The organism is Pseudomonas sp. S3_G06 (genome assembly GCF_054667565.1).
Map to the genome: position 1 here is coordinate 1,473,069 of NZ_CP162738.1, position 12,190 is coordinate 1,485,258.

The window sequence follows — 12,190 nt, forward strand, 5'->3', positions numbered from 1 at the left end:
ACCTATTGAAAAAAAGCACTTTTCAGACGGGAATAAAAACGCCCGGCGCGGCCGGGCGTCTCAAGCGGGGCAAACGGTCGATCAGATGCGTTTGGCTTGTGCCACAGCGTTGCCGATGTAGTTGGCCGGGGTCAGTTGCTTGAGCTCGGCTTTGGCTTCGGCTGGCATGTCCAGGCCATCGATGAAAGTCTGCAACGCTTCAGGGCTGATGCCCTTGCCACGGGTCAGTTCTTTCAACTTTTCGTACGGGTTTTCGATGTTGTAGCGACGCATCACGGTCTGGATCGGCTCGGCCAGTACTTCCCAGCAAGCGTCGAGGTCAGCGGCAATCTTCTGCTCGTTGAGCTCCAGTTTGCTGATGCCTTTGAGGCTGGCTTCGTATGCGATCACGCTGTGGGCGAAGCCGACACCGAGGTTGCGCAGGACGGTGGAGTCGGTCAGGTCACGCTGCCAGCGGGAGATCGGCAGTTTGCTCGCCAGATGCTGGAACAGTGCGTTGGCGATTCCCAGGTTGCCTTCGGAGTTTTCGAAGTCGATCGGGTTGACCTTGTGCGGCATCGTCGACGAACCGATTTCGCCAGCGATGGTGCGCTGCTTGAAATAACCCAGGGAAATGTAGCCCCAGATGTCGCGGTCGAAGTCGATCAGGATGGTGTTGAAACGCGCAATGGCATCGAACAGCTCGGCGATGTAGTCGTGCGGTTCGATCTGCGTGGTGTACGGGTTGAAGCCCAGACCCAACTCGTCTTCGATGAAGGCGCGGGCGTTGGCTTCCCAGTCGATCTGCGGGTAGGCCGACAGGTGCGCGTTGTAGTTGCCGACGGCGCCGTTGATCTTGCCCAGCAGCGGCACGGCAGCGACCTGAGCGATCTGGCGCTCGAGACGGTAAACCACGTTGGCCAGTTCTTTACCCAGAGTGGTCGGCGAAGCCGGCTGGCCGTGGGTGCGCGACAGCATCGGCACGTCGGCGAAACGGATGGCCAGTTCGCGGATGGCGTTGGCGGTCTGGCGCATCAGCGGCAGCATCACGTCGTCACGGCCTTCACGCAGCATCAGGGCGTGGGACAGGTTGTTGATGTCTTCGCTGGTGCAGGCAAAGTGGATGAATTCGCTGACCTTGGCCAGCTCCGGCAGCTTGGCCGCCTGCTCCTTGAGCAGGTATTCGATCGCTTTGACGTCGTGGTTGGTGGTGCGCTCGATCTCTTTGACGCGCTCGGCGTGCTCCAGCGAGAAGTTTTCAGCCAGTTCGTTGAGAACGGCGTTGGCCTCGGCGGAGAAGGCTGGCACTTCAGGGATGCCAGCGTGGGCGGCCAGGCGCTGGAGCCAGCGCACTTCAACCAGAACGCGGGCACGGATCAGGCCGTACTCGCTGAAAATCGGGCGCAGGGCCTGGGTTTTGCCGGCGTAGCGGCCGTCAACAGGGGAAACCGCAGTGAGCGAAGAGAGCTGCATGGGGTGTTCTCGGACAGTCGGGCAACGAAATGGGGCGCGTATCATACATGAAAAAATCCGCCGGTCCGTCGCCAACTGACCGGCGTATTACGCGTTACAGACTACAAAGCCTTCATGACGCGGCGTTTACTCGCTGCGCATCAACGGATAAAGCTCTTTAAGCAACTTGCGGCGGCTGATCACCAACTGCCAGCGATGACCACCGAGCTGACGCCACAGGCGCGCCGAACGGATACCCGCGAGGAGCAGGGCGCGGATCTTCGAAGCATTGCTCGGCTGCTGCAGGTTGCGCATGTCGCCGTGCACTTGAATGCGCTGGCGCAGCGTGCTCAGCGTGTCCTGATACAACGCACCGCAAGCGGCGACGACGTTTTCGTGGGCCGGGCCAAAATGCTCCACCTGCGACTGAATCTGCGGCAGGCGCTTGGCAATCGTCTCGAGCATGTCGTCACGCTTGGCCAGTTGCCGCTCCAGACCGAGCATCGACAGGGCGTAGCGCAATGGCTCGCGCTGCAAGGTGCTCGGATCGCGCTCCAGCGCGCCGATCAATGCGCGATAACCCTCGCGCAGATTGATGTCGTCGCCGCCGTACACGTCCAGCGTATCTTTCGGATCCCGCACCAACAGGCTGCCGAGCATGCAGCTCAGGCCCGCTTCGTTGGTCTGGCCGGTCTTGGCGATGCGATCGACCAGCACGGCGGCGAGAAACACACCGCCCAGCGCCGTCAGTTGCTCCTGAGTCGGGCTCATGCCTGGCCGCTCCACGGCTCGGCCACTTCGATCACGCCGCCGCCGAGGCAGATTTCACCGTCATAGAAAACGACCGACTGGCCCGGCGTCACCGCACGTTGCGGTTCGTCGAACACGGCGCGATAGCCGCTGGCGGTTTTTTCCAGGGTGCAGGCCTGATCGCTCTGGCGATAGCGCACTTTCGCCGTCAGGCGCAGCGGCTGGCTTAGATCGATCGGATTGACCCAGTAGATTTCCGAAGCGAGCAGGGCGCTGGAGAACAGCCATGGATGGTTGTTGCCCTGACCGACGATCAGCTCGTTGGTCTGCAGATCCTTGCGCAGCACGTACCAGGGCTCATCGCCAGCATCCTTCAAGCCGCCGATGCCGAGGCCCTGACGCTGGCCGATGGTGTGGTACATCAAGCCGTGGTGACGGCCGATGACTTCGCCTTCGGTGGTCTTGATTTCGCCCGGTTGTGCCGGCAGGTACTGCTTGAGGAAATCGCTGAAACGGCGCTCGCCGATGAAGCAGATCCCGGTGGAATCCTTCTTCTTGGCGGTGGCCAGTTCGTATTTCTCGGCAATCGCGCGGACTTCAGGCTTTTCCAGTTCGCCGACCGGGAACAGGGTCTTGGCGATCTGTTCGCCGCCGACGGCGTGCAGGAAATAGCTCTGATCCTTGTTCGGATCGAGGCCTTTGAGCAGTTCGGTGCGACCATCGATATCACGGCGGCGCACGTAGTGGCCGGTGGCGATCAGGTCGGCGCCGAGCATCATCGCGTAGTCGAGGAACGCTTTGAACTTGATCTCGCGGTTGCACAGGATGTCCGGGTTCGGCGTGCGCCCGGCCTTGTATTCGGCGAGGAAGTGCTCGAACACGTTGTCCCAGTACTCGGCGGCGAAGTTGGCGGTGTGCAGCTTGATGCCGATCTTGTCGCAGACAGCCTGAGCGTCCGCCAGGTCGTCCATGGCGGTGCAGTATTCCGTTCCGTCGTCTTCTTCCCAGTTCTTCATGAACAGGCCTTCCACTTCGTAACCCTGCTCGATCAGCAGAAGGGCAGAAACGGAAGAGTCCACGCCGCCGGACATGCCGACAATGACGCGCTTCTTGGATGTGTCAGAAGGGGCTGGATCACGCATAGGGATTCAATGAGTGTCTTGGAAAAGGGCGCGATTCTATCAGGCTCGCGGCCGCAAGGCTAAAGAGAAGGGCGGATCAGTTCGAGGCTGAAGTGATGACCGGCCAGATAATCGTCGATGCAACGGATGATCAGTTCACTGCGCCAGTTATCGCGCTGGGCGATTAATTCGTCGCGGGTCAGCCACTTGGCGCCGACGATGCCGTCGTCGAGTTGGTAATCCGGGTGATGCTGCACGGCTTTGGCGCTGAAGCATATGCGCTGGTAAGTCACGCCGTTGCTCGGTGCGGTGTACAGATAAATGCCGATCACGCCGGTGGGTTCGACGTCCCAACCGGTTTCTTCGAGGGTTTCGCGAATCGCCGCGTCGATCAGGGTTTCATCCGGGTCGAGATGACCGGCGGGCTGGTTGAGCACATTGCGCCCGCCCTTGTGCTCTTCGACCATCAGGAAACGGCCGTTGTCCTCGACGATGGTGGCAACGGTGATGTGGGGAAGCCATTCCATAAAACCTTCCTCAATATTCAGGTTAAAACCCGACCCCCTGTGGGAGCGAGCCTGCTCGCGAAAGCGGTGGGTCAGTCAATGAAGGTGCTGAATGATAAACCGCATTCGCGAGCAGGCTCGCTCCCACAAGGGATTTATGTTGTCAGTAAAAACACAAACCCCGGCACAAGGCCGGGGTTTGTGATGTTCCCATTACAACCTTAAACCAGCGCAGCAATCGCCGCGTTGAAGGTTGCGCTTGGGCGCATGGCCTTGCTGATCAGCTCGGCGTCGGCGTGGTAGTAACCGCCGATGTCGACTGGCTTGCCCTGCACGGCGTTGAGCTCGGCAACGATGGTCGCTTCGTTCTCGGTCAGGGTTTTGGCCAGAGTCGCGAACTGCGCTTGCAGTGCAGCGTCTTCGGTCTGGGCAGCCAGGGCCTGAGCCCAGTACATCGCCAGGTAGAAGTGGCTGCCGCGGTTGTCGATGTTGCCGACTTTGCGCGATGGCGACTTGTTGTTGTCGAGGAACTGGCCGGTGGCCTGGTCCAGGGTTTTCGACAGCACCAGTGCTTTCGGGTTGTTGTAGTTCACGCCCAGGTGCTCAAGGGAGGCGGCCAGGGCGAGGAACTCACCCAGCGAATCCCAGCGCAGGAAGTTCTCTTCAACCAGTTGCTGCACGTGCTTCGGCGCCGAACCGCCGGCGCCGGTTTCGAACAGACCACCGCCGTTCATCAGCGGCACGATCGACAGCATCTTGGCGCTGGTGCCCAGTTCCATGATCGGGAACAGGTCGGTCAGGTAGTCGCGCAATACGTTGCCGGTCACCGAAATGGTGTTCTTGCCTTCGCGGGTGCGCTGCAGGGTGTATTTCATTGCATCGACCGGCGCCATGATCTGGATGTCCAGACCGCTGGTGTCGTGATCCTTCAGATAGGCCTGAACCTTCTCGATCACTACGCCATCGTGAGCGCGCATCGGGTCGAGCCAGAAGATCGCCGGCGTGCTGCTCGCGCGAGCACGGTTGACGGCCAGTTTGACCCAGTCCTGGATCGGCGCGTCTTTGGTCTGGCACATGCGGAAGATGTCGCCGGCTTCGACAGCCTGTTCCATCAGCAGCTTGCCTTTGCTGTCGGTGACGCGAACAACGCCGTCAGCCTTGATCTGGAAGGTCTTGTCGTGGGAGCCGTACTCTTCGGCTTTCTTCGCCATCAAACCGACGTTCGGCACGCTGCCCATGGTGGTCGGATCGAAAGCGCCGTTGGCTTTGCAATCTTCGATCACGGCCTGGTAGATGGTCGCGTAGCAACGATCCGGGATCACAGCCTTGGTGTCGTGCAGCTGACCGTCGGTGCCCCACATCTTGCCGGAGTCACGGATCATCGCTGGCATCGAGGCGTCGACGATGACGTCGCTCGGCACGTGCAGGTTGGTGATGCCTTTGTCGGAGTTGACCATCGCCAGCGAAGGACGAACGGCGTAGACCGCTGCGATATCGGCTTCGATCTGCGCTTGCTGCTCGGCCGGCAGGGCCTTGATGCGCGCGTACAGATCGCCGATGCCGTTGTTCAGGTTGAAGCCGATCTGGTTCAGCACGTCAGCGTGCTTGGTCAGTGCGTCTTTATAGAACTCGGCAACGATCTGGCCGAACATGATCGGGTCGGAAACCTTCATCATGGTCGCTTTCAAGTGAACCGAGAGCAGCACGCCCTGGGCCTTGGCGCTTTCGATCTCGGCAGCGATGAACGCACGCAGGGCGTTTTTGCTCATCACGGCGCAGTCGAGGATCTCGCCAGCCTGAACGGTGGTTTTTTCTTTCAGAACGGTGGCAGCACCGTCCTTGGCGATCAGTTCGATCTTCACAGCGTCAGCGGCGTCGATCAGGACAGCTTTTTCGCTGCCGTAGAAATCGCCGGTGCTCATGTGCGCGACGTGAGACTTGGAGTCCTTGGCCCAGGCGCCCATCTTGTGCGGGTGCTTGCGCGCGTAGTTCTTCACCGACAGCGGAGCGCGACGGTCGGAGTTGCCTTCACGCAGAACCGGGTTCACGGCGCTGCCCTTGACCTTGTCGTAACGCGCCTTGGCGTCTTTGTCGGCGTCGCTGGTCACGGTTTCCGGGTAGTCCGGCAGGTTGTAGCCCTGCGCCTGCAGCTCTTTGATCGCGGCTTGCAGCTGTGGCACCGAAGCACTGATGTTCGGCAGCTTGATGATGTTGGCTTCAGGCGTAACGGCCAGGTCGCCCAGTTCGGCGAGGTGGTCGGCTACGGCTTTGTCGCCCAGTTGCTCGGGGAAGCTTGCCAGGATGCGTGCTGCAAGAGAGATATCGCGGGTTTCCACGGCGATATCGGCCGAGGCGGTGTAAGCCTCGATGATCGGCAGCAGGGAATAGGTGGCGAGGGCAGGAGCTTCGTCGGTGAAGGTATAGATGATCTTCGAGCGGGTGGGCATATTCGGATTAACTCTCTCTTCTTTGCTAAAGCGTGCGCAGAAACTCGAGGGGCGCCGGGTAAGCGCGTTCGTTCAAAGTCATCCATGAACCGAATGTCGAGATTCTTCGCGGTGATGTTGGGTGCATCAGTAGAGCGTCAAGCAGTCAGGCTGCGGTAACAACCCGACCAATCAGGCGGAAAGTCTCGTGCTAGAGAGGCCAGCCGTCGTGACCCTGTGGTCAGCGGGCGGCATTATACATAGGTAGCTGGCAATCTGCCGATGGTTCATATGCAACGATTCTCGTCCATTGGTCTAAAGGTCGCAGGGCGCGACCGGGCAAAGACTCGTTACGAATGCTGGAGTTTGGCGCTTTTCCCTTTGCTTTCAGGCTTGTACGAAACGAGATGTGCGCGGCGCAGGAACATAGGGTTTGCGTGTTGATTCAACTGGGTTACGCTCGAAGCAAGCCAGGTGTTCAATCCAAACAATGGAGTTCAGCATGGGTTACAAGAAGATTCAGGTTCCAGCCGTCGGTGACAAAATCACTGTCAATGCAGACCATTCTCTCAATGTTCCTGATAACCCGATCATCCCCTTCATCGAAGGTGACGGTATTGGTGTCGACATCAGTCCGGTGATGATCAAGGTTGTCGATGCTGCTGTTGAAAAGGCTTACGGCGGCAAGCGCAAGATTTCCTGGATGGAAGTCTACGCCGGCGAAAAGGCCACTCAGGTTTATGATCAGGACACCTGGCTGCCGCAGGAAACCCTCGACGCGGTCAAGGATTACGTGGTCTCCATCAAAGGCCCGCTGACAACTCCGGTCGGTGGCGGTATCCGCTCGCTGAACGTGGCCCTGCGTCAGCAGCTCGACCTGTACGTCTGCCTGCGCCCGGTGCGCTGGTTCGAAGGCGTGCCGAGCCCGGTGAAAAAGCCCGGCGATGTCGACATGACCATCTTCCGCGAAAACTCCGAAGATATTTACGCCGGTATCGAATGGAAGGCCGGTTCGCCGGAAGCCACCAAGGTCATCAAATTCCTTAAAGAAGAAATGGGCGTCACCAAGATCCGTTTCGACGAAAACTGCGGCATCGGCGTCAAGCCGGTCTCCCGCGAAGGCACCAAGCGTCTGGCGCGCAAGGCTCTGCAATATGTGGTCGATAATGATCGCGACTCGCTGACCATCGTGCACAAAGGCAACATCATGAAGTTCACCGAAGGTGCCTTCAAGGAATGGGCCTACGAAGTGGCGGCCGAAGAATTCGGCGCGACGCTGCTGGACGGCGGTCCGTGGATGCAGTTCAAGAACCCGAAAACCGGCAAGAACGTCGTGGTCAAGGACGCCATCGCCGACGCCATGCTCCAGCAGATCCTGCTGCGCCCGGCCGAATACGATGTGATCGCTACTCTCAACCTCAATGGTGACTACCTGTCGGACGCCCTGGCGGCGGAGGTGGGTGGTATCGGTATTGCGCCGGGCGCCAACCTGTCCGACACCGTGGCGATGTTCGAGGCCACCCACGGCACCGCGCCGAAATATGCCGGCAAGGACCAGGTCAACCCGGGCTCGTTGATTCTCTCGGCCGAGATGATGTTGCGTCATATGGGCTGGATCGAAGCGGCGGACCTGATCATCAAGGGCACCAACGGTGCGATCGGCGCCAAGACTGTTACTTATGATTTCGAGCGCTTGATGGATGGCGCGAAGCTGGTGTCGTCTTCCGGGTTCGGGGATGCGTTGATTTCGCATATGTAAAAGTTGCAGGTACGCAAAAACCGCCTGACTCGATGGGTTGAGTCAGGCGGTTTTTTTTGGATGGGTGTCTTGGGTGAGGTTGCTCAGCTCACGACAACAGCGTTACTGATGGCGTCCGTCGCGGCGGCAGCGGCTTCTGCCGCACCCCCAGCTTCATCCACTGTTTTTTTGTCCCGGATCGCGATTGCGTGCAGGCCTATTGGGCCTTGAAGGAGTTCGAAGTACACCTCCTGGCCGGCCTTTAGAGTTTTATAGCCATCCATCTGGATGGCCGAGTAGTGGGCAAACAGGTCTTCTGTCTGGCCGTTCTCGATAATGAATCCAAAACCCTTGGCATTGTTAAACCATTTCACCTTGCCGACAGCCATGCTCAAATCCCTCTGCAACAGACTCCATCGCTGGAGTATCATCCACGACATCCGCAATCGAATTCGATAAAAGAATTGACTCCGCGGATCTTTTTTACCCACTGTGGGCTCTATTGGTTGTAACACCGTTTTCCCGATAGTCAAGGTGACCGGGCAGTCGTAGTTGAAAACGTGTGCAACCGCCCCCACCACTGTATTCGCACAACTGACGAACCTTTTTTTCCATGCATGCAATCAGCCAGATTCGACTAACATTCAATCAGGATCGCCCGCTTCTCCAAAAGGATCTTCCACAGGAGCACGACGACGATTCGGCAGGCGTTGCTGTTCAGGAAGCAAAGCCCGCGTTACAGGCGCCGCCGATGTACAAGGTGGTTTTGTTCAACGATGACTACACACCGATGGATTTCGTCGTCGAAGTGCTCGAGGTGTTTTTTAACCTGAATCGCGAGCTGGCGACCAAGGTCATGCTGGCCGTCCATACAGAAGGACGGGCAGTATGTGGAGTGTTTACCCGCGACATCGCCGAGACAAAGGCCATGCAGGTCAACCAGTACGCCAGGGAAAGCCAGCATCCGCTACTCTGTGAAATCGAGAAGGACGGTTAATCGCCGACCACTTGGGTATGAGGTGAAGCTATGTTAAACCGCGAGCTCGAAGTCACCCTCAATCTTGCCTTCAAGGAGGCTCGTTCGAAGCGTCATGAGTTCATGACCGTCGAACATCTCCTGCTGGCCCTATTGGATAATGAGGCTGCCGCCACCGTTTTGCGTGCCTGCGGCGCAAACCTCGACAAACTCAAGCATGATCTGCAGGAGTTCATCGACTCCACCACGCCATTGATCCCCGTGCATGACGAGGATCGCGAAACCCAGCCAACCCTGGGCTTCCAGCGTGTCCTGCAGCGTGCTGTTTTTCACGTACAGAGCTCGGGCAAACGCGAAGTGACCGGCGCCAACGTGCTGGTCGCCATCTTCAGTGAGCAAGAGAGTCAGGCAGTGTTCCTGCTGAAACAGCAGAGCGTTGCGCGCATCGATGTCGTCAACTACATCGCCCACGGCATTTCGAAAGTACCGGGGCACGGCGATCACTCTGAAGGTGAACAAGATATGCAGGACGACGAGGGCGGTGAGTCTTCTTCTTCAGGCAATCCTCTGGATGCTTATGCGAGCAACCTCAACGAACTCGCGCGCCAGGGTCGCATCGATCCGCTGGTCGGCCGTGAATCGGAGGTCGAGCGTGTCGCGCAGATCCTCGCGCGCCGACGCAAGAACAATCCGCTGCTGGTGGGTGAGGCAGGCGTGGGTAAGACCGCGATTGCCGAAGGCCTGGCCAAGCGCATCGTCGACAATCAGGTGCCGGATCTGCTGGCCAATGCGGTGGTTTATTCGCTCGATCTTGGCGCTCTGCTCGCGGGTACCAAGTATCGCGGTGATTTCGAGAAGCGCTTCAAGGCGCTGCTCAATGAGCTGAAAAAGCGTCCGCAGGCGATCCTGTTCATCGACGAGATCCACACCATCATCGGTGCGGGTGCTGCTTCCGGTGGCGTGATGGATGCGTCCAACCTGCTCAAGCCGCTGCTGTCGTCTGGCGACATTCGCTGCATCGGTTCGACCACATTCCAGGAATTTCGCGGCATCTTCGAGAAGGATCGTGCCTTGGCGCGTCGCTTCCAGAAGGTCGATGTCGTCGAGCCGTCGGTGGAAGACACCATCGGTATCCTGCGCGGTCTGAAAGGGCGTTTCGAGCAGCACCACAATATCGAATACAGCGATGAGTCGTTGCGTGCCGCTGCCGAACTGGCGTCGCGCTACATCAATGACCGGCACATGCCGGACAAGGCCATCGACGTGATCGACGAGGCGGGCGCCTACCAGCGTCTGCAACCGGTAGAGATGCGCGTCAAGCGAATCGAAGTGCCACAGGTCGAGGACATCGTCGCGAAAATCGCGCGGATTCCGCCAAAGCACGTCACCAGTTCCGACAAAGAGTTGCTGCGTAACCTGGAGCGTGACCTGAAGCTGACGGTGTTTGGTCAGGACGCGGCGATCGATTCGCTGTCGACTGCGATCAAACTGTCCCGCGCTGGCCTCAAATCGCCGGACAAACCGGTCGGTTCGTTCCTGTTTGCCGGGCCTACCGGTGTCGGTAAAACCGAGGCCGCGCGACAGCTGGCCAAGGCGCTGGGGATCGAGCTGGTGCGTTTCGACATGTCCGAGTACATGGAGCGTCACACCGTATCGCGCCTGATCGGTGCGCCTCCTGGCTATGTCGGTTTCGATCAGGGCGGTCTGTTGACCGAAGCGATCACCAAGCAGCCACATTGCGTATTGCTCCTCGATGAAATCGAGAAGGCGCATCCGGAAGTCTTCAACCTGCTGTTGCAGGTCATGGATCACGGCACGCTGACCGACAACAACGGGCGCAAGGCGGATTTCCGCAACGTGATCGTGATCATGACCACCAACGCCGGTGCCGAAACGGCCGCGCGGGCTTCGATCGGTTTCACCCATCAGGACCACTCGTCCGATGCGATGGAAGTGATCAAGAAGAGCTTCACGCCGGAATTCCGTAACCGTCTGGACACCATTATCCAGTTTGGTCGCCTCAGTCATGAGGTCATCAAAAGTGTGGTGGACAAGTTCCTCACCGAGCTTCAGGCTCAGTTGGAAGACAAGCGTGTGTTGCTTGAGGTTACCGATGCGGCGCGTAGTTGGCTGGCGGCGGGTGGTTATGACTCGGCGATGGGCGCGCGTCCAATGGCGCGTCTGATCCAGGACAAGATCAAGCGTCCGCTGGCGGAGGAGATTCTGTTTGGCGAACTGGCCGAGCATGGCGGTGTGGTGCACATCGACATCAAGGACGGGGAGTTGACGTTCGACTTCGAAACGACTGCAGAGATGGCCTGACGGCTTGATGTGGATTGGAAAGGCGCCTTCGGGCGCCTTTTTGTTGTCCGGTGTTTTTGGGCTCTGGGTGTATATCCGTTGCTGCGGAGATGGCTTATTACGGTTTCGCCCTTACGGCGAGTCACCTTTTTCAAACGCCAAAAAGGTAACCCAAAACGCTTGCTCCTACGTTCGGCCCTCGCAGGCTCGGGTTCCTTCGCTGCGGGACTGATCCGGGCGCAGCGGCTCCGGTTTGCTTCGCTGCACCTCCTTGCGCTGTGTCTGGCTGCGCCAGACGGTCGCTGCGCTCCCACGCCCGGACCAATCCCTCCACTTAGCCTTCCGACGTCGCCGGTGGATCAAGATCAAAAGCACTCGAGCTTGCGCTCATTGTTTGAGTGGGGCGGCTTCGCCGCGGGCAGCTGCGCTGCCTTGCTTTTGCTTTTGCTTTTCTGTGGGAGCGAGCCTGCTCGCGAAGGCGGCCCGCAGGTCAACCCGTTTCTGTCTAATACGCGCGATCCAACCGTAGGGGCTGCCGAAGGCTGCGATCTTTTGATTTGCATGCTGTAAGCGCGAAACCGCCAGCCCCAAAACCTCAAAACGCAGATACAAAAACGCCCGGCATTACCCGGGCGTTCTGTATTGACTTGATTAACGAGCGCGGTAAGTGATCCGCCCTTTGCTCAAGTCATAGGGCGTCAGCTCGACGCGCACTTTGTCACCGGTAAGAATACGAATGTAGTTCTTGCGCATCTTGCCGGAAATATGCGCGGTTACGACGTGCCCATTTTCCAACTCCACACGAAACATGGTGTTGGGCAGGGTGTCGACGACAGTGCCTTCCATTTCGAAGCTGTCTTCTTTCGACATGCAGTAAAGCCCTCGGTATCCAATGAATGGCCCGGTGCAACTGCGCCAGGCAAAAGCGGCGTGCATTGTGC

10 protein-coding genes are annotated in these 12,190 nt (G+C 58.8%); 3 read left to right on the forward strand and 7 right to left on the reverse strand.

The window, feature by feature from the left end; translation table 11 throughout:
* Positions 1 to 81: 81 nt before the first annotated feature.
* The 5 genes from purB to AB4N47_RS06745 form a co-directional block, all read right to left on the reverse strand.
* Complete coding sequence (purB, locus tag AB4N47_RS06725; protein ID WP_003223822.1) at positions 82 to 1,452, reverse strand: adenylosuccinate lyase; 1,371 nt, start codon at positions 1,450 to 1,452, stop codon at positions 82 to 84.
* Positions 1,453 to 1,578: 126 nt separating this feature from the next.
* Positions 1,579 to 2,202 (reverse strand): high frequency lysogenization protein HflD, encoded by a 624-nt coding sequence (gene hflD / locus AB4N47_RS06730; RefSeq protein ID WP_039763308.1) that lies wholly within the window; start codon positions 2,200 to 2,202, stop codon positions 1,579 to 1,581.
* Positions 2,199 to 3,323, reverse strand: a complete 1,125-nt coding sequence (gene mnmA, locus AB4N47_RS06735) for a tRNA 2-thiouridine(34) synthase MnmA (protein ID WP_071172900.1) — start codon at positions 3,321 to 3,323, stop codon at positions 2,199 to 2,201. The genes hflD and mnmA overlap by 4 nt, the downstream gene beginning before the upstream one ends.
* A 59-nt stretch (positions 3,324 to 3,382) precedes the next feature.
* Positions 3,383 to 3,829, reverse strand: a complete 447-nt coding sequence (locus AB4N47_RS06740) for an NUDIX hydrolase (RefSeq protein ID WP_016775271.1) — start codon at positions 3,827 to 3,829, stop codon at positions 3,383 to 3,385.
* Between the two features lie 200 nt (positions 3,830 to 4,029).
* Entirely contained in the window at positions 4,030 to 6,255 is a 2,226-nt protein-coding gene (locus AB4N47_RS06745; RefSeq protein ID WP_341637156.1) for an NADP-dependent isocitrate dehydrogenase, read from the reverse strand.
* 481 nt (positions 6,256 to 6,736) lie between these two features.
* Here AB4N47_RS06745 and icd point away from each other — a divergent pair, with 481 nt between their 5' ends.
* A complete protein-coding gene (gene icd / locus AB4N47_RS06750; protein ID WP_122603059.1) occupies positions 6,737 to 7,993 on the forward strand; it encodes an NADP-dependent isocitrate dehydrogenase in 1,257 nt (418 codons plus the stop codon).
* An 83-nt stretch (positions 7,994 to 8,076) separates the two neighbouring features.
* On the opposite strand, the gene cspD is transcribed toward icd, so the two are convergent.
* Entirely contained in the window at positions 8,077 to 8,361 is a 285-nt protein-coding gene (gene cspD / locus AB4N47_RS06755; protein WP_122603121.1) for a cold shock domain-containing protein CspD, read from the reverse strand.
* Positions 8,362 to 8,585: 224 nt separating this feature from the next.
* Here cspD and clpS point away from each other — a divergent pair, with 224 nt between their 5' ends.
* Together clpS and clpA are read left to right on the forward strand one after the other, a co-directional pair.
* Positions 8,586 to 8,969, forward strand: a complete 384-nt coding sequence (clpS, locus tag AB4N47_RS06760) for an ATP-dependent Clp protease adapter ClpS (RefSeq protein WP_011334948.1) — start codon at positions 8,586 to 8,588, stop codon at positions 8,967 to 8,969.
* A 30-nt stretch (positions 8,970 to 8,999) separates the two neighbouring features.
* Positions 9,000 to 11,270 carry an ATP-dependent Clp protease ATP-binding subunit ClpA gene (clpA, locus tag AB4N47_RS06765; RefSeq protein WP_016775266.1) on the forward strand — a complete coding sequence of 757 codons (2,271 nt, stop codon included), beginning with the start codon at positions 9,000 to 9,002 and terminating at the stop codon, positions 11,268 to 11,270.
* Positions 11,271 to 11,900: 630 nt separating this feature from the next.
* Here clpA and infA read toward each other — a convergent pair.
* Positions 11,901 to 12,119, reverse strand: coding sequence for a translation initiation factor IF-1 (infA, locus tag AB4N47_RS06770; RefSeq protein WP_002553999.1), 219 nt, complete (start codon positions 12,117 to 12,119; stop codon positions 11,901 to 11,903).
* Positions 12,120 to 12,190 lie beyond the last annotated feature (71 nt).